The organism is Pantoea sp. 22096 (genome assembly GCF_052045955.1).
GTDB lineage: Bacteria > Pseudomonadota > Gammaproteobacteria > Enterobacterales > Enterobacteriaceae > Pantoea > Pantoea alfalfae.
Genome location: NZ_JBQEPW010000001.1, coordinates 1,320,219 through 1,337,809, shown reverse-complemented (window position 1 = coordinate 1,337,809; position 17,591 = coordinate 1,320,219). Strand labels below are relative to the sequence as shown.

At 56.2% G+C, this 17,591-nt stretch carries 14 protein-coding genes; 7 read left to right on the top strand and 7 right to left on the bottom strand.

The window, feature by feature from the left end; genetic code table 11:
- Positions 1-247 precede the first annotated feature (247 nt).
- Both ACTJKZ_RS06200 and ACTJKZ_RS06195 read right to left on the bottom strand, forming a co-directional pair.
- Entirely contained in the window at positions 248-559 is a 312-nt protein-coding gene (locus ACTJKZ_RS06200) for a hypothetical protein (protein WP_440829365.1), read from the bottom strand.
- On the bottom strand, positions 556-2,100 hold the full coding sequence (locus tag ACTJKZ_RS06195; RefSeq protein ID WP_440829364.1) for a methyl-accepting chemotaxis protein: 1,545 nt from the start codon (positions 2,098-2,100) through the stop codon (positions 556-558). Before ACTJKZ_RS06195 ends, ACTJKZ_RS06200 begins: the two co-directional genes overlap by 4 nt.
- A 606-nt stretch (positions 2,101-2,706) precedes the next feature.
- Here ACTJKZ_RS06195 and ACTJKZ_RS06190 point away from each other — a divergent pair.
- Positions 2,707-4,263, top strand: a complete 1,557-nt coding sequence (locus ACTJKZ_RS06190; RefSeq protein ID WP_260058060.1) for a putative bifunctional diguanylate cyclase/phosphodiesterase — start codon at positions 2,707-2,709, stop codon at positions 4,261-4,263.
- A gap of 77 nt (positions 4,264-4,340) precedes the next feature.
- On the opposite strand, the gene ACTJKZ_RS06185 is transcribed toward ACTJKZ_RS06190, so the two are convergent.
- The gene (locus ACTJKZ_RS06185) at positions 4,341-5,414 is read right to left on the bottom strand and encodes a porin (protein ID WP_161736837.1); all 1,074 of its coding nucleotides are present in this window, start codon (positions 5,412-5,414) and stop codon (positions 4,341-4,343) included.
- A 926-nt stretch (positions 5,415-6,340) separates the two neighbouring features.
- Between ACTJKZ_RS06185 and ACTJKZ_RS06180 the strand changes: the two genes are divergently transcribed.
- The 6 genes from ACTJKZ_RS06180 to spy all read left to right on the top strand — a co-directional run bounded on the left by ACTJKZ_RS06180 (position 6,341) and on the right by spy (position 13,227).
- Positions 6,341-7,561 carry an aspartate aminotransferase family protein gene (locus ACTJKZ_RS06180; protein WP_161735864.1) on the top strand — a complete coding sequence of 407 codons (1,221 nt, stop codon included), beginning with the start codon at positions 6,341-6,343 and terminating at the stop codon, positions 7,559-7,561.
- Positions 7,558-8,589: an arginine N-succinyltransferase gene (gene astA, locus ACTJKZ_RS06175; protein ID WP_161735862.1), complete on the top strand. Its 1,032-nt coding sequence runs from the start codon at positions 7,558-7,560 to the stop codon at positions 8,587-8,589. The genes ACTJKZ_RS06180 and astA overlap by 4 nt, the downstream gene beginning before the upstream one ends.
- Positions 8,586-10,055: a succinylglutamate-semialdehyde dehydrogenase gene (gene astD, locus ACTJKZ_RS06170; protein ID WP_285085817.1), complete on the top strand. Its 1,470-nt coding sequence runs from the start codon at positions 8,586-8,588 to the stop codon at positions 10,053-10,055. Before astA ends, astD begins: the two co-directional genes overlap by 4 nt.
- A complete protein-coding gene (gene astB / locus ACTJKZ_RS06165) occupies positions 10,052-11,380 on the top strand; it encodes an N-succinylarginine dihydrolase (RefSeq protein WP_161735858.1) in 1,329 nt (442 codons plus the stop codon). The genes astD and astB overlap by 4 nt, the downstream gene beginning before the upstream one ends.
- A gap of 49 nt (positions 11,381-11,429) precedes the next feature.
- Positions 11,430-12,425: a succinylglutamate desuccinylase gene (gene astE, locus ACTJKZ_RS06160; protein WP_440829515.1), complete on the top strand. Its 996-nt coding sequence runs from the start codon at positions 11,430-11,432 to the stop codon at positions 12,423-12,425.
- A gap of 307 nt (positions 12,426-12,732) precedes the next feature.
- On the top strand, positions 12,733-13,227 hold the full coding sequence (gene spy, locus ACTJKZ_RS06155; protein WP_161735856.1) for an ATP-independent periplasmic protein-refolding chaperone Spy: 495 nt from the start codon (positions 12,733-12,735) through the stop codon (positions 13,225-13,227).
- A 72-nt stretch (positions 13,228-13,299) separates the two neighbouring features.
- Here the strand turns inward: spy and cho are convergent, their stop codons facing one another.
- From cho to ACTJKZ_RS06135, 4 genes are all read right to left on the bottom strand, one after another.
- Positions 13,300-14,160 (bottom strand): excinuclease Cho, encoded by an 861-nt coding sequence (gene cho / locus ACTJKZ_RS06150; RefSeq protein WP_161735854.1) that lies wholly within the window; start codon positions 14,158-14,160, stop codon positions 13,300-13,302.
- Between the two features lie 67 nt (positions 14,161-14,227).
- Positions 14,228-15,118: an aromatic amino acid DMT transporter YddG gene (gene yddG, locus ACTJKZ_RS06145; protein WP_440829363.1), complete on the bottom strand. Its 891-nt coding sequence runs from the start codon at positions 15,116-15,118 to the stop codon at positions 14,228-14,230.
- 60 nt (positions 15,119-15,178) lie between these two features.
- Positions 15,179-16,003, bottom strand: coding sequence for an ammonia-dependent NAD(+) synthetase (nadE, locus tag ACTJKZ_RS06140; RefSeq protein WP_222924118.1), 825 nt, complete (start codon positions 16,001-16,003; stop codon positions 15,179-15,181).
- A 118-nt stretch (positions 16,004-16,121) separates the two neighbouring features.
- A complete protein-coding gene (locus ACTJKZ_RS06135) occupies positions 16,122-17,324 on the bottom strand; it encodes a multidrug effflux MFS transporter (RefSeq protein WP_222924117.1) in 1,203 nt (400 codons plus the stop codon).
- Positions 17,325-17,591: the final 267 nt, after the last annotated feature.

Below are 17,591 nucleotides of genomic sequence, written 5' to 3'. Positions count from 1 at the left end.
GCAGCATCTCTTTTCGGGTGTCAGAAACCCAACTTTCAATCGCTTTCGCGGCGAGAGGAAAAGCCGTTGGCTACGCCTCCGGTTGAAAGGTGGCTCAGTATTGAGTCAAATTAAATTGAAGTCAATATAACCGGGCGCAGCCCCTGGCGCACAACGTGCGCCAGGGGCAAAACGGCGAAGATTTGCTGCAAAATTTCAGCATTTAACGCAGAAGTGAATGCCGTGCACTGTCAGCGCCCTGATCCGGTCATCGGGTAATGACCGCGCAGCGCAGAAAGTTATCCATGACCGCAATCATTCTTCCCACCGCCAGCAGGTCAGCGGCCAGCAACAGGTCGCTGCGCACCAGTTTGTCCATCAGAGCGCGATCACTCATGTGCGCCTGAATCTGGCTGTAAAGCTGGGTCAGATGTATCCAGTTATTGGCGAACGTATCCACACTCAGATACTCGCCTTCACTGAGTTGCTGAAGCAGAATATCCACATCCTGTTTCAGGCCACCGATCCGGCTGATAAGGTCAGCCGTGCCGACGGAGAGTTGTCCGCCGGAAGGGTTCATACGGTGAAGGTCCCCACCATGCCGCGCAGATCGCGCGCCTGCGCCAGCAGGGACTGTGACGCGGAAGAGGACTCTTCCACCAGCGCAGCGTTATTCTGCGTGACGCCGTCCATCTGACTGACTGCAATACTGACCTGGGAGATGCCCTGCATCTGTTCACCGGAGGAGAGTGAGAGGTTGTCCATGGCATCGGCCAGTTCGCCCACGCGGCTGACAATTTCCAGGATGCGCTCACCCGTTCCTGCCGCCACGGTGACGCCTTCCTCAACCTGCGTGACCGCCTGCTCAATCAGCTGCTTGATGTCGCGCGCTGCAGTGGCGCTGCGCTGGGCCAGCGAGCGGACTTCACCCGCGACCACAGCAAATCCGCGACCGTCTTCACCGGCACGTGCTGCTTCTACGGCAGCGTTAAGCGCCAGAATATTGGTCTGGAAAGCGATACCTTCTATCACAGAGGTAATGTCACGCACCCGCACGGCACTCAGCGAAATGTCATGCATGGTTTCTGACAGGCGCTGAACATCCACTTCGCCCGCATGAGCCAGCGTGGCAGCCTCGCGTGCTGAACCCGCCGTCTGATGCGCGCCCGCCGCATTGCTTTTTACGGTGGCAGTGAGCTGCTCCATGCTGGCTGCGGTTTCCTGCAGCGCAGCAGCCTGCTGCTCGGTACGGGATGACAGCTCACTGTTGCCCTGAGAAATCTCATCGGCCGCCAGCGCCACCGAAGCGGAAGCATCTTTAATTTGCGACACCAGCCCGCGCAGATTGGTCTGCATACCGCTTAACGAGGCAAGCAGGCTGGTGCTGTCGCCACGGCGTAGCGTAACTGCGGAGGTGAGATCGCCAGCGGCAATTGCGGCAGCCAGCGTCTGTGCCTGAACAGGTTCGCCGCCCAGCTGACGCATCAGCATACGCACAATAAACACGCAGGTGGCGACCGCAGCCAGCACGGAGATTGCTGCCAGGATGATCAGTATCCAGGTGGTGCGGGCGATCGCGTTACCGTTTTCCACCACCGCATCCCGGCTGTTGCGCATCTCAAGCTCCGTCAGATCGTTGATCGCTTTAAGCAGAGTCTGCTGCGCAGGACGCGCTACGGTTAACAGATAGTCGGTAACCTCCTGCTGACGGTTTTCCAGCCCGAGTTTCCCGGCGTTCATCAGGGTGGATAGCGCGGCCCCTTCGGCAGATTCAATTCTGCCCATCGCCTCGCGTCCCGCGGGGCCGGCGTCAGTTTGCATCATGTGCGACAGCGCTTCACGATTGCTGATGTAAAGCGCCTGCTGTTTTTGCAGACGTTCCCATTCTGGCTTCATCGCAACAGGATCGGTCATCAGGGCCAGGTTACGCACTGCAATAGCCATATCCCGCACGCCGCCACGCATATCCAGTACGGTCTGGTACTTTTTCAGCCGGACATTGACCACTTCGTCCATGCTATTACGGGCGCTATTAAGCGCCTGAATCGCGGTACCGGCACAAATAATAAATAGCAAAATCAGCAGGCCAAAACCTGCGCTAAGGCGCGTTGAGATTTTCATCGATCTTCCAGAAGCGTTCGTTGGGTAATCCGGTATCGGCAGTCGGAGAGGGTTCTGTAGGGTTGGGTTCAACTAAATTGATCGCTATTTAGTTTTGTACAACAAAAGTCCGTTCTGCCGGAGTGTGCCCCGCGTGATTGGACCGACAGTAAAAAAATAAAAAAGTGTCATATTCTCAGGCTTTGTAACGCAAATTTGCGCAACGACCTGCGGCGATAATGACACATCAACTTATTGTTAATTAAAAATTTAATATGGCTGGCATGGTGCATTCTGACGCGCTGTGCGGTGGTGCACCATCCCGGATGCATAACCCGTCGGAACCCTTGTAATGCACAAATATAACCGGACCGGCCTGTTAATCTCGCCGCCGCTGCCGATAGAACACTCATCGATATTGATGACGTAACCGGCACGCGCCGCTCAGTGCAGCTCTTCTGTTGTGCTGGCGCGAGGCGGGTGAGAACGCGTGATTTCTATAAAAAGAAATAGCGGAGGGGTGATTATCGTCGGTAGTTAAGCTGACAGGCTATAAGAAATACACCCCGGTTTTTTACTGATAATTAAAACAACACTCTGACACTCTCTATCACCGGGAATGAACGCATGCGCCTGAAACTTTTCTGGCTCGCAGTGCTGAATATTGCGACCATCATTTTACTCTCAACACTGTGGGAATTCGGGCTTGAGGCACGGATTTCCAGCCTGCTGGGCCTGGGCTACGATCCCGATTTTGAAACCAGTGAGCGGGTGCGGTTTATCGTGACCTCAACCTCATTTGCCGGGCTGGCGATGATTATTCCGGCGCTGTTTATCGCGAATCTGATCCGCAAAGCACTCAGAGCGGAAAAAGATGCGCTCAGGCTGGCCGGAACCGATGCGCTGACCGGGGTCCTGAACCGCCGGTCCTTGAATGAGTATATTGCAGAACTTGATGCTGGTGAGGTGCCCTATACCCTGACACTGCTCGACATTAATGAGTTCAAAAGTATCAATGATCTGAACGGTCATCGTCAGGGTGATGCCACGCTGATCGCTTTGGCCAGTCTGCTGACTGCCTCGGCCGACAGCGGGAGCCAGGTATTCCGCGTAGGTGGGGATGAGTTTGCCATTGTTGCCGATGCTTCTCAGGCGGATCAGGCGCTTGATGCCGCGAGGCGTTTCTGTCAGCAGGCGACATCCATCCGCACCGGTCCCCACACCTTCCTGAGTCTCTCAGCCGGTATTGCCAGCTCAACCTGCACGGCGCAGGCTGATGTGATGCGGGCAGCCGATCTGGCGTTATACGAGGCGAAGCAGGATAAGGGCGCCTATCTGGCGCGCTTCTCGCCAGATATGGAACTGCGTTTTCGCCAGCGCGAAAGGCTGGAGCAGGAGGTGGTTGCCGCCGTCAGCGGCCACGCTATCGTTCCCTTTCTGCAGCCGCTGGTGTCGCTGCGAAGCGGAAATATTACCGGCTTTGAAATACTGGCACGCTGGATCACCGCGTCGGGGCAGACGGTTTCACCGGCCGAGTTTTTGCCGGTGGTGGAACGGCTGGGGTTGATGGACAGCATGACCGTGGCGCTGCTGCAGGATGCGGTCAGTGCAACACGGGCATGGCCTGCCGGGCTCTGCCTGTCGCTGAACATTACCCCGGAGCAGCTGCTGAGACCGTCGCTGACCACCTGTCTGTCCCGCATTATGCAGCAAGCCGGACCGGTTATGCTGGAACTGGAGATCACGGAACAGAACGTCATGACCATCTCTGATGATGCCCGTGAGGCGATACGTCAGCTGAAAGAGGACGGTATCGGCGTGGTACTGGACGATTTCGGTACCGGCTATTCCAATCTCTCCGTATTACTGGGGCTGGGTATTACCAAAATCAAAATTGATCAGACGTTTATTGCCGGAATTGTGACCGGGTCGGAGCAGCGGAAAGTCGTGGAAACGCTGCTGGCGCTCTGTCAGGGGCTGAATGTGGTGATTACGGCAGAGGGGATCGAGGACGTCACCACGCTGCGGTGGCTGAGAAAACGCGGCTGTGATTATGGTCAGGGGTATCTTTTCAGCCGTCCGGTACCTGCCGGGCAGGCAACCACGCTGCTGGCCTCGGCCAACGTGGAAGAGCTGATGGAGGAAGAGGCCGTGGCGGTTAACTTAGTCAGGGCGCTGGGCTGAAACCGGCGTGAGAACAGATTATGCCTGGCGTGAGTCAGTCAACAGGCCCGGCAGGAAGCGCCGGGCCTGCTGTCTCATCAGAACTGGTAAATCAGACCCAGCGCGGTGATGTCGTCGGTCGCCAGACCGAGCGGGTTGTTATCTTTCAACAGGTTGATGCGATATTCACCATAGACCGACATGTTCTTGTTGAAGTAGTAGGTGGCACCCACGGCGGTGTACTTAATAATGTCGGCATCGCCGATATTTTCAATCTCTTTGCCCTTCGATGAGACGTAACCCACGGATGGACGCAAGCCGTTCAGGAACTGATACTGCGCCACGGCTTCAAAGTTTTGCGCTTTGTTGGCGAAGCCGCCGCTAATCGGCGTGGCGTTCAGAGTTTCGCCGTACATCGCGGCCAGATACACCTGGTTCGCATCATATTTGACTGAGGTCGCCCAGTGCTGGGCTTTATCGCCTTCACCGCGTGCGGCTGCGTTCTGCGCCGTGGTGCGATCCAGGCTGGCAAATGCGCCAGCGAAGCTCAGGCCGAAATCGAAGTCATAAGACGCGGAGAGGGCAAAACCATCGCCATTGGAACGACGCACGCCGTCGATGTTACTGCTGCGGTCGTTTTTGCCCTGATACTGTGCAGCAAGGTTTAACCCGTCTACCAGACCAAAGAAATCACTGTTACGCCAGGTCAGCACGCCGGTTGAGCGGCCAGAGAGGAAGGCGTCGGTATAACCGGAATCACCGCCGAAGAACGGCAGCATATCGGTGTAACTCAGCGCGTCATAGACCAGGCCATAGTTACGTCCGTAATCCAGCGCACCGGCCTTGCCAAATTTCAGGCCAGCATAACCCAGACGGGTGCGGTTGGTAGCCTGTGCGTCACTGCCTTCGGAGTTGTGAAGGCTGTACTGATACTGCCAGAAACCATAACCGGTGAGCTGATCGGTAATCTTCGTCTCGCCCTTGAAACCAAAACGGGCATACGAAGAAGTATCGCCGTTGTTGTTATCGTCATCAGAAAAGAGGTGTGACACGTTAATCTTGCCGACCAGGTCCAGCTTATTGCCATCCTTGTTATAAATTTCTGCGGCCTGTGCGGAGGAAAGACCGATCAGTAACGGCATAATAGCCGCCAGTAAAGTGCGCTTCATCATTTAATTATTACCCTGTATTCATTAATTATTATTCCCCTGATGCGGGGTGAAATGAAAATGACACAAAAAGTTAAAATTACAAAGTGCAATAAAAGTAACAAAATGTGATGTCTATATTCAGCTAATGGATATCATCGGACAACAGAAGATTAAATGACAAGGTAATAAGATTTTCTTCTAATAAAATGCCTGAACTTTCTGTATAGATATGGTTTTTAATCAATGAGTTAAATGCCTTTTTTCGCTAAAATTCATAACTTTAAAGTATATAAATTAATCAGATAAAGCTCTGCATTAATTATAGTGAGTATTCTGATAGTGATAATTCCACAAGGATTCACTTCTAACCATTAGTCTGCATATTAATATCTGTGCATCTTTTAATAAATATTATTTCCCGCCCGATAATCACGTCAGAAATAATCCGCACGAGAGTGATTAAAGCGTCATCATATTGATCATTAATTGAACGATAACAGGCGGGGAAATTAATTCGCCTGGCGTGATAAATGAAAATAGTTTGTTAAGTTTTGCCATTAACCCCTCTTTTGCCAGACGAAATCCCGCAGCTACGGCTGCACCAGTGAGAGGCAAACTGCGCTAAAAAAGGGCAAAGAATGGGTTTTTATGGAGAGATAATTTATCAGCGATCACAAAAGCGATATTTCATCCCGCGAATGCATAATTCTGCTGTTTAAAACCCGGCTTTGCCGCTTCAGTCAGAAAATTATTCACTATATATGCAAATTAAGTGAATATTGTAACCACCTAACTCATTGATATTGCGTTGTGGTAACCATTTTATGCATTAATTCTCTGGCTGGCACGTTAACTGCACTCTACAGTAGGGCTGCACTACAACATCTTTTAACAATTTTAAAACATAAGCTTTACCCGGCCGGTAAAGTAAAGCAGGAGAGTGGGTTATGGCACTGCACGTTTCGCGTCACGATTTCGATCAATGGATGATGCCGGTTTATGCACCAGCGACCTTTATACCGGTTCGCGCAGAAGGCTCGACCGTTTGGGATCAAAACGGTAAAGACTATATCGACTTTGCCGGTGGCATCGCCGTCAATGCGTTAGGGCATGCGCATCCGGCGTTACAGCAGGCGTTGCAGGAACAGGCCGCACGGTTATGGCACACCGGTAATGGCTACACCAACGAACCGATTCTGCGACTGGCGAAGCAGTTAATCGACGCCACCTTTGCAGACCGGGTGTTCTTCTGTAACTCCGGCGCGGAGGCAAACGAAGCAGCACTGAAACTGGCGCGTAAAGTCGCGCATGATCGTGCTGGCCCGCATAAAAGTGGCATTGTGGCGTTTAAAAATGCGTTTCATGGTCGCACCCTGTTTACCGTCTCAGCCGGTGGTCAGCCCGCCTACTCAAAAGATTTTGCGCCGCTGCCGCCTGAGATTCAGCATGCACCGTTTAACGATCTGGCTGCAGCTGCCGAACTGATTAATGACCATACCTGCGCCGTAATTGTTGAACCGATCCAGGGTGAGGGCGGCGTGCTGCCTGCCGATCCAGCGTTCCTGCGCGGACTGCGTGAACTCTGTGATAAGCATCAGGCCGTGCTGATTTTTGATGAAGTGCAGAGCGGCGTGGGGCGTACCGGTTCGCTTTACGCCTATATGCACTATGGCGTCACGCCGGATGTCCTCACCAGCGCCAAAGCGCTGGGTGGCGGCTTCCCGATAGGTGCGATGCTGACCCGTGACGATCTGGCGCTGGTGATGGGCGTCGGTACCCATGGCACCACCTATGGCGGCAATCCGCTGGCGGGCGCGGTTGCCGGTAAAGTGATGGAGCTGATCAACCAGCCTGACATGATGACAGGTGTCACGCAGCGCCACGAGTGGATTGTCGCGGCCCTTGATGAGATCAATCAGCGCCTGCATCTGTTTAAAGAGGTGCGCGGTCTGGGTCTGCTGATTGGCGCGGTGCTCAGCGACGACTTTGCCGGTAAAGCCAAAGAAATCAACCTTGCCGCCGCTGAGATGGGCGTGATGGTGCTGATTGCCGGGGCCAACGTGGTACGTTTTGCCCCCGCGCTGAATATCAGTGAGCAGGAAGTGAAGCTCGGCATGGCACGCTTTGCTGAGGTGTGTGCACGCCTGGTTCGAGGGTCCGCATCATGATGGTAATCCGTCCGGTTGAACGCGATGATTTAAGCCAGCTGATGGCGCTGGCCGGTAAAACCGGCGGTGGGCTGACCTCGCTGCCCGTTGATAGCGCCACCTTACAGGCGCGTATCGATCGATCGCTGCAGACCTGGGAGGATACGCTGCCGCGCGCTGAACAGGGCTATGTCTTTGTACTGGCGGACAGTGAAGATAATCGCGCTGTCGGCATCTGCGCTATCGAGGTGGCGGTCGGCCTGCAGGATCCCTGGTACAACTTTCGCGTCGGCACGCAGGTGCACGCCTCGAAAGAGCTGAATGTCTACGCCGCGCTGCCAACGCTGTCGCTGAGTAACGATCACACCGGCAGCAGTGAATTGTGTACGCTGTTTCTCGATCCCGATTACCGTGACGGCAAAAATGGTTATCTGCTCTCGAAGTCCCGTTTCCTGTTTATGGCGAACTTCCGTGAACGCTTCACCGACCGCGTGGTGGCTGAGATGCGTGGTGTCAGCGATGAGCAGGGCCATTCGCCGTTCTGGGAGAGCGTGGGCAGCCGTTTTTTCTCAATGGAATTCAGTAAAGCCGATTTCCTCAGCGGCACCGGCCAGAAATCGTTTATCGCGGAGCTGATGCCGAAACACCCGCTCTATATCGACTACCTGACGCCAGAGGCGCAGGCGGTCATCGGGCAGGTGCATCCACAAACTGCCCCTGCCCGTGCCGTGCTGGAGGCGGAAGGTTTCCGCTACCTCAACTATGTTGACATCTTTGATGGCGGCCCGACGCTGGAGTGCGATATCGACCATATCCGTGCTGTGCGCAAAAGCCGTCTGCGCAGCGCAGATCGGGGTGAAAACCCGGCTGATGCGCCGCTCTGCCTGGTTGCCAATAACCATTACCGCCAGTTCCGTGTGGCGCTGATCCCGGCCCATGCCGACAGCGACAGCGTACAGCTTACGGATGAACAGATGCGGGCGCTCCATTGCCAGCCGGGCGACAGCCTGCGCGTGGTGACGCTCTGCAAAGAGGAGAAAACAGCATGACGCACCTGATAAAGGGAGAATGGGTAGACGGTGACGCGGAGGTCCTGACCAAAGCGGATCCGGTCAGCGGCGAGACGCTATGGCAGGGCCAGGCGGCATCGGCCGCGCAGGTCACGGTGGCCTGTGACGCGGCGCGCGGCACCTTTCCGGTCTGGGCCAGACGCCCGCTGGCGGAACGGCAGGCGATCATAGAGAAATTTGCGGCCGGGCTTGAAGCGCACAAAACAGAAATGGCAGAAACCATTGCCCGTGAAACCGGCAAGCCGCGCTGGGAAGCGCTGACCGAAGTCGGCGCGATGATCAATAAAATCGGCTTTTCAGTAAAGGCGTACCATAGCCGCACCGGTGAGCAGCATGAAGGCGAAAGCTCGCTGCGCCATCGTCCCCACGGCGTGCTGGCGGTGTTTGGTCCCTATAACTTCCCCGGTCATCTGCCAAACGGTCATATCGTCCCGGCGCTGCTGGCGGGCAACTGCGTGGTCTTTAAACCCAGCGAACTGACGCCGCTGACTGCCGAAAAAACGGTTGAGATCTGGCTGGCCGCGGGCTTGCCAGCTGGCGTACTGGCGCTGTTGCAGGGCGGACGTGAAACCGGGCAGGCGCTGGCCACCTGTAGCCAGATCGACGGCCTGCTGTTTACCGGCAGCGCCCATACCGGCTATCAGCTGCATCGTCAGTTTGCCGGTCAGCCTGAGAAGATGCTGGCGCTGGAGATGGGCGGCAATAACGCTCTGATTGTAGAAGATCCGGCTGACCTGGATGCGGCCGTCAACATCACGTTGCAGTCCGCCTTTATTACCGCCGGACAGCGCTGCACCTGCGCCCGGCGTCTGCTGGTTAAACGCGGCAAGGCGGGTGATGCGTTTCTGCAGCGGCTGGTGGAGGTGGCGGGGCGACTTCAACCGGCCGCGTGGAATGCGGAGCCACAACCCTTTATGGGCAGTGTGATCTCGACCGGCGCGGCAGAGAAGATTATGAGTGAGTGGCAACGTCGGGTTGAGGCGGGCGGTGAGGTGCGGCTGGCGATGCGCTGGCCGGATCGCCACAGCGCCATTCTGACGCCAGGCATTATCGATTTGACCGGCGTGCAGGGCATCCCGGATGAAGAGGTCTTTGGTCCGCTGCTGGGCGTCGTCCGCTATGACACCTTTGATGAGGCGATTGCGCTGGCGAACCAGACCCGTTACGGGCTGTCGTGCGGATTAATTTCGCCTTCGCGCCAGCAGTTTGATCAGCTGCTGCTGGAAGCACGCGCCGGCATCGTCAACTGGAACAAACCGCTGACTGGCGCAGCCAGTACCGCACCATTTGGCGGCATTGGGGCGTCGGGCAACCATCGCGCCAGTGCCTGGTATGCGGCGGATTACTGCGCCTGGCCGATGGCCTCACTGGAGACGCCAGACCTTACGTTACCCGCTACGCTGTCGCCGGGACTCGATTTCTCCGCACCGGAGACGAGATCATGAAGGCAACCGAAGCCAACTTTGATGGGCTGGTGGGATTAACACACCACTATGCCGGGCTGTCGTTTGGTAACGAAGCCTCAACCCGCAACCAGCTGCAGCCCTCGAATCCCCGTCTGGCGGCAAAGCAGGGATTGCTGAAGATGAAAGCGCTGGCCGATATGGGCTACGTGCAAGGGGTGATCCCGCCACATGAGCGGCCCAATATTGCGGCGCTGCGTCAGCTCGGATTCAGCGGCAGCGATGAGCAGGTGCTGGCGACGGCCGGGAAAACTACGCCGGGAATACTTTCCGCCTGCAGCTCCGCGTCGGCAATGTGGGTCGCCAATGCCGCTACGGTTTCGCCGTCAGCAGACAGCCTGGATGGCCGGGTTCACCTGACGGTGGCAAACCTTAACAACAAATTCCACCGGGCGATGGAAGCGCCGGAAACGGTCTGGTTGCTGCGTTCCATCTTCCGCGACGACCGCCATTTTGCCGTGCATGATGCGTTGCCGCAGGTGGCGATGTTTGGTGATGAAGGCGCGGCTAACCACAACCGGCTCGGCGGCGCCTATGGCGAGCGCGGCGTGCAGCTGTTTGTCTATGGCCGCGACAGCAGCCATGAGGGCAACGCTCCGCAACGTTACCCGGCGCGGCAGACACGTGAGGCCAGCGAGGCGGTGGCCCGTCTGCATCAGCTTTCACCCGAACGCGTGCTGTTCGCCCAGCAGAATCCTGTGGTGATCGATCAGGGTGTGTTTCATAACGATGTGATTGCGGTCAGCAACCAGCAGATGCTGTTCTGTCATCAGCACGCCTTTGTTGATCAGCCTGAACTGCTGGCGCAGCTTCGGGCGCGCGTCCCCGGTTTTGTGGCACTGGAAGTGCCGGCAGATCGGGTGTCAGTGAAAGAGGCGGTAGAGACTTATCTGTTTAACAGCCAGCTACTGAGCCGTCCCGACGGCACGATGATGCTGGTGCTGCCGGAAGAGTCACGTCAGCATGCGGGCGTATGGCGCTACCTGTGCGAACAGGTCGAAGGGGACTCGCCACTGAAAGCCCTGAAGGTATTTGATCTGCGCGAAAGCATGTATAACGGAGGGGGGCCAGCCTGCCTGCGTTTGCGGGTCGTGCTGACACCAGAGGAGCAGCAGGCAGTGAATCCGGCGGTGCTGATGAACGATCAACTCTTTAGCACACTGAATAGCTGGGTTGACCGCCATTACCGCGATCGCCTGACGCAGGCCGATCTGGTCGACCCGCAGTTGCTGCGTGAGGGACGGGACGCGCTGGATGAACTGACGAAGCTGCTAGACTTAGGAAATGTATACGCATTTCAGCAGTGAAGCAGGAGGTAGAAGAGTCTGCCATCTGCTCAGGCGCAAAGGAGGAATGATGCAGGACTTTTTACAGCAAACGCTTTCCGGCGAGGTGCCGCGTAAGCGCAGTGGTGAAACGGCGCATCTTCGCTGGCAGTGGTTGTATCACGGCATACTGTTAATGGAGCCAACGGTGCCGGTTAAACAGGCGCTGGTTCTTTCCGCCGGGATCCACGGTAATGAAACCGCCCCGGTTGAAATCGTGAACCAGCTGATTAATCCCCTGCTGCGCGGTGAAAAATCGCTGCAGCAGCGCATGCTGGTGATTCTGGGTAATCCCATAGCGCTGCGGGCGGGTAAGCGCTATGTGCGCTATGACATCAACCGGCTGTTTGGCGGACGCTGGCAGCAGATTGACGATGGCGATGAGGCCCGCCGCGTGCTGCGGCTGGAGCAGACGCTGGAAACGTTCTGGCAGCTGGGCGAGTGCGATGAGACGCGCTGGCATCTCGACATGCACACGGCGATTCGCGGCTCTTATCATCCTCAGTTCGGCGTGATGCCGCACAACGAGCGCTCCTGGCCGCCTGCGTTTCTTGACTGGCTGGCCGCTGCCGGGCTTGAAGCGCTGGTTTTCCATCGCGCGCCGGGCGGCACCTTTACTCACTTCAGCTGCGAACACTTCGGTGCGGCCAGCTGTACCCTCGAGCTGGGCAAAGCGCTGCCGTTTGGCGAGAACGATCTCAGCCAGTTCAGTGCAGCACAGCAGGCGCTGGCATCTTTACTCTATGGTGAAGCCATGCCCGTCACTACCGTTAAGCCGCGCCACTATCGGGTTGCGCAGCAGATCACCCGGCTGAGTGAGCACTTCACGCTCCATATGTCGCCGGAAACGCTGAACTTTACCGCCTTTCCACAGGGGACGTTACTGGCGGAAGATGGCAACACCCGCTATTACGTGCAGCAGGCACGGGAATATGTGCTGTTCCCAAACCCCAACGTAGCAGCCGGGTTGCGTGCCGGGCTGATGCTGATAGAAGAGGGCGAACAGACTCAGGCACTGCCGGTCTGATGGCTGAACTTACCAGCGCTGTTCATGGCGCTAAAAAATCGGCAGGAAAAGCGCGAGAGAGCCTTCCGCTTTCCTGTCGTAACCATTACACTCCTCCATGATTTCTGCGAAATTCGCTGTAAATTCATAAACGTTTTCAATTCCTCACGCCTTTCTTCTTATTCTCTTCATGATTGCCCGATTTTTATCTTTTATGCTTTCACGGCTTTACTCAGGCTCTGAGTAGTTGACGTTCAGCGTCGTATGCTTGTTTCCGAAGACGCGACAGAGTGCTGTCGTCATTATCATGAATTATAAGGACACGATTATGCGCAAACTGACTTCCCTTTTACTGGCTTCTTCGCTGGCGTTTGGTGCAGCCACCGCCGTCCATGCTGCTGCAGATAACCTGACTCCACCGCCAGCAGGCAGCGAAAAAGCACTGCATAAACCGCCAATGCGTCATGGCCCGGAGATGATGTTTAAAGGTCTGAACCTGACCGACGCGCAGAAAACGCAGATGCGTGACATCATGAAAGAGAGCCACAAAGATATGCAGCGTCCGTCGCTGGATGAGCGTCGCGCAGCCCACAGCATCATTGCCTCTGACAGCTTCGACCAGAGCAAAGCAGAAGCGCAGGCAGAAAAAATGTCCGCAAATGCGAAAGAGCATGCGCTGAAGATGCTGGAAACTCAGAACAAGCTCTATAACGTGCTGACGCCGGAACAGAAAAAACAGTACAACGCGAACTTTGAAAAGCGTCTGACTGAGAAAGGCCCGCATGATGGAAAAATGGCACCGCCAGCAGAACCGGCTGAATAACCTTAGCTAAGCCACCGGTCTGAGACCGCCGACGCTGTCCACTGAAGTAAGTGGGCAGCATCGGCGGTTTTTTTATAGCGGAAGAATCGGGTAGGCACCCGACAGAATCGGGCGGCAGAGGATTTTGTAGCCGTCGTGGTCAAAACCGCCTTTGGGCCGCTGCAGTTTTCTGGCCTCATCCATGCTGTTCACCGAACCAAGATAGAACCAGTGGTCGATGACGTGAATCTGGGTCATCTCTTTGCCTTCCTCCACCAGACCTACGGCACCCTGCCAGGGCCAGCAAAAGACCCGGACATTCTCCAGCGCTTCCAGCAGACGATCCTGATGATCGCTGACCGGCTCTTTACCGCAGCAGGCACCGGCGCAGCGGCGCAGTGCCGAACGGAAGCAGCCCCGACCCGCACTCAGCGCTTCCAGACCCAGCAGGCCATGACAGAGCTGATACTCATCCGCAAGCTGCTTCAGTCGTTCAAGCGCAGCAAAGCGACTGCGATAGAGGCCAAACAGGTTGGGAGACTGGCTGAAATCGAGATCTTTTGCGTAAACCACATTCGGTTTGCCATCGGTAATCTGTAACGAGCAGAGCTGCCGGTTTTTGCGCAGCCGCTTATTAAACAGCGGTTGCTGGGTTTTGATCATCTGCGCTTCCAGCAGCAGTGCACCGAGATCACCTGCGGTAGGGATCCAGCTTACTCGCCGCGACTGACGCAGCATTTTCGCCTCATCAGGGGTGCGAAAATGGGACATTACCCGCGAACGCAGATTGACACTTTTACCGATGTAGAGCGGCAGTGACTCACTCTCGCCGTGAAAGGTATAGACACCAGGGTGATTCGGCAGACCTTCCAGCCATTCACGCAGGTGTTCAGGATATTGATAAATTTTATTCGCGTCGGGTTCGGGACGAAGAATGGCAGCACGTCTGGCCAAAATGAACTCCACTTACTGGTTGTCCATACAGCATAACAGGCAGGCGAAATGATCGCCAGCCGTCTGGTTAAAGACGCCGTGTCGCCAGCCAGTAGATCAGCGAACCCAGGGTAATCATCGCGACCCCCTGCCAGAAGACCAGCGGTGGCGTCAGGCCGAGCCATAGCGATCCCAGCAGGGCCGACAGCACGGGCGTGAAATACGAGGCAGTGGCCAGCAGCGTCAGGTTGCCCTGCTGAATCCCGTGGTTCCAGGCGGAGTAGGCGATAGCGGTAGAGAGTCCGACAAACAGCACCTCCAGCAGTGGAACCAGTGCAAAGGTCATCGGCGCGGCACGATCGCTAAAGACATATTTAATCCACAGCGCCATCGCGGTCAGGATAAAAAACAGCGTGACGCCGTTCGAACCCCGGGCGCAGCGGCGGGTAACGTTGTTGTAGATCGCCCAGGTCAGGGCAGCGATAAAGGCGAGTGCATAGGCGACAGGATTACGCAGCATGTTCTGCCATAACAGCGCAGGCGACCCGCTGCCGCTGCTTTTCATTACCCAGACGATCCCCAGCAGCGACAGCAGCAGTCCGGGCCAGAGCCAGACGCGGAAACGTTGCTGACTAAATGGAATAGCCAGCACGATGGTGAGGCAGGGCCAGAGATAGTTAATCATTCCCAGCTCCAGCGACTGACTGCGATCGCTGGCCAGCCCGATCGCCAGCGCCAGAGAGATTTCATAGCCCACGAAGAGGGTCCCGCCCAGCCATAAATAGATCGCAGGCATTGCGCCGGGCTTTGGCAGGCCGCGGGTCAGGCAGAGCAGGAGCGCTGTGGTGGTATAGATCAGCGCCGCGCCGCCAGTGGCACCAAAGGCTTCACTGACGCTGCGCAGCAAGCCAACGGTGGTGCTCCATAGCAGAATGGCAATAAGTCCGATGAAAGTGGCGCGCGAAACGGTGACAGGCATGCAGCGATCAACAAGGTGAGTGAGAGAAGCCTCCCTTGTCGGGGCAAAGGAGGCGTGGAATTACTTCCAGAAGTCGTCAAATACCGTGATCGGCGGGCGACGTTTGTGCTCGGTCTTCAGATACCAGCCTTCGATGATGCGGGCGTTATCAGGATTGATGGTTTTCCCTTCCAGATAATCATCGATCATCTCGTAGGTGACACCCAGCGCCACTTCATCCTGCAGGCCAGGACGATCGTCTTCCAGATCGGCAGTCGGTTTCTTCAGGTAGAGATGCTCCGGGCAGCCAAGATGCTTCAGCAGCTGTTTGCCCTGGCGCTTGTTCAGGCGGAACAGTGGGTTGATATCAGTGCCGCCATCGCCATACTTGGTGAAGAATCCGGTGACCGCTTCTGCCGCGTGGTCTGTGCCGACCACTACCCCTTTGGTCATGCCTGCGATGCTGTATTGCGCTTTCATTCGCTCGCGCGCTTTTTCATTACCGCGCACGAAGTCGGAAAGCGTAATACCGGCTTCTTTCAGCGCGCGCTCACTGGCCAGCACCGACTCTTTGATATTGACCACCAGTGAACGGTCAGGCCCGATAAACGCCAGCGCGTCCTGACAATCCTGCTCATCCGCCTGCACACCATAGGGCAGACGCACGGCAATAAAGGTGTAGTCATTATCGCCACTCTCCTGACGCAGTTCCGTAATCGCCGTTTGCGCCAGCTTGCCTGCCAGGGTTGAATCCTGGCCGCCGCTTATTCCCAGCACCAGCGTTTTCAGTCCGCTGTGACGTTTCAGGTAGGCTTTAAGAAAATCGACGCTGACGCGCACTTCCTGGTCGGCGTCGATAGCGGGTTTCACACCCAGTGCTTCAATAATTTCCTGCTGCAGTGACATGAACTTCTCCTCAGGTCAGTGGCCTGTCGGCTTAATGCGAACGTTTTAATAAAGCTAACGTGCCTTCGCCAAAACAACAAGCTTAAGCGGCAACTGATTAAGGCTTAACATTGCGAAATCAGTGAGTTTTTACCCGCGGCAGCGGTTTTTTGGCCAGCAGGCTGAACATCAGAATTGCCATCATAAAGCAGCCAAAAATGGTGGCGCACATGCTCAGTACCGAGGTACCGCCGATGCCGGTGATCGGCACGGTAACCGCGCCCAGGGTGAACATGGTGACGCCAATCACTGCGGAGGCGCTGCCCGCGCGGTGGCCCTGACTCTGCATCGCCAGTGATGAGGCGGTGGTGGCGATCACGCCATTACTGGCGATGGTAAAGAACAGTGCCACCAGCAGTAGCGCTAACGGGGCATGTAACAGCGCGGCCAGCAGCAGCAGACTGGAGGCGACAAAGGCCAGCGTCAGCCCGCCTTTCAACACCCGATACTCGCCCCAAAGTGGACAGAGGCGGGCGCTGGTTTGCGAGGCAATGATCAGACCAAATCCGTTGGCCGCAAAACAGAAGCTGAAGGCCTGAGGCGACAGGCCATAAAGCTGTTGCAGGACAAACGGTGAGGCACCGATGTAGGCGAACATGCCGGACATCATAAATCCCTGGGTCAGGCAGAAGCCCATAAAGGGGCGATGGGTTATCACCTGACCCAGCGCTGCGTAGGCGGAGAAAATCGATCCTTTACTGCGCCGTTCTTCTGGCAGCGTTTCATGCAGCTTCCAGCGTGCCAGCAGAATCAGGAGAATGGCTATGCCGCCCAACACCATAAAGATGCCGCGCCAGTTGACTATCGTCATCAGCACACCGCCCAGTACCGGTGCGCCAATCGGTGCCAGGCCGTTGACCAGCATCAGCAGCGCGAAGAAACGCGTCAGCTCATGACCGCTGTACATATCTCGCGCAATCGCCCGTGACAATACCGCACCACCTGCACCGGCCAGTCCCTCGAACAGTCGTGCCAGCAGCAGCTGGTTAATATCCTGCGCCAGTGCACAGCCCATTGAGGCGATAAACAGCAGCCCCAGTGACAGGGTCAGCGGACGCAGGCGGCCGAACTTATCGCTCATTGGACCAAACAGCAGCTGTCCAACGCCCAGACCCAACAGACCGGCGGTAAGACTCAGCTGCGCGGTTGCGGTTTCAGTGTGCAGATCCTGCGCCATTTGTGGCAGGGCAGGCAGATAGAGATCGATGCAGAGCGGGCCCAGTGCGGCCAGCAGGCCGAGCGTAATGGCGTAAACCAGGCGGTTGGCGTGTACAGGGGTCATTTATCCTCGGATTCGTCAGCGATGGGGTGAACAGAAAGCAGGTAAGCCAGTAAATTACAGAGACCCGTTACGCAGCTATCACACCGATCAACGCCCTCACAGATGATGGCCGATGAGTCTGAAAACGGGTCGTTACGGCGTGTCTGTTTTGCGGGGAAGTATACGTCTGCGTTGACAGCAAAACAGCCTTCTTTACGATATCCTGACGTTTACCATGCCACGAATTGTTACTCATAAACTTGATAAATCAGCATTTATGTTCCAGGC

Excerpts from the sequence above, each read along its gene's own strand:
- ACTJKZ_RS06200 (WP_440829365.1), bottom strand. The coding sequence starts at position 559 with ATGAACCCTTCCGGCGGACAACTCTCCGTCGGCACGGCTGACCTTATC.
- ACTJKZ_RS06195 (WP_440829364.1), bottom strand. The coding sequence starts at position 2,100 with ATGAAAATCTCAACGCGCCTTAGCGCAGGTTTTGGCCTGCTGATTTTG.
- ACTJKZ_RS06190 (WP_260058060.1), top strand. The coding sequence starts at position 2,707 with ATGCGCCTGAAACTTTTCTGGCTCGCAGTGCTGAATATTGCGACCATC.
- ACTJKZ_RS06185 (WP_161736837.1), bottom strand. The coding sequence starts at position 5,414 with ATGATGAAGCGCACTTTACTGGCGGCTATTATGCCGTTACTGATCGGT.
- ACTJKZ_RS06180 (WP_161735864.1), top strand. The coding sequence starts at position 6,341 with ATGGCACTGCACGTTTCGCGTCACGATTTCGATCAATGGATGATGCCG.
- astA (WP_161735862.1), top strand. The coding sequence starts at position 7,558 with ATGATGGTAATCCGTCCGGTTGAACGCGATGATTTAAGCCAGCTGATG.
- astD (WP_285085817.1), top strand. The coding sequence starts at position 8,586 with ATGACGCACCTGATAAAGGGAGAATGGGTAGACGGTGACGCGGAGGTC.
- astB (WP_161735858.1), top strand. The coding sequence starts at position 10,052 with ATGAAGGCAACCGAAGCCAACTTTGATGGGCTGGTGGGATTAACACAC.
- astE (WP_440829515.1), top strand. The coding sequence starts at position 11,430 with ATGCAGGACTTTTTACAGCAAACGCTTTCCGGCGAGGTGCCGCGTAAG.
- spy (WP_161735856.1), top strand. The coding sequence starts at position 12,733 with ATGCGCAAACTGACTTCCCTTTTACTGGCTTCTTCGCTGGCGTTTGGT.
- yddG (WP_440829363.1), bottom strand. The coding sequence starts at position 15,118 with ATGCCTGTCACCGTTTCGCGCGCCACTTTCATCGGACTTATTGCCATT.
- nadE (WP_222924118.1), bottom strand. The coding sequence starts at position 16,003 with ATGTCACTGCAGCAGGAAATTATTGAAGCACTGGGTGTGAAACCCGCT.
- ACTJKZ_RS06135 (WP_222924117.1), bottom strand. The coding sequence starts at position 17,324 with ATGACCCCTGTACACGCCAACCGCCTGGTTTACGCCATTACGCTCGGC.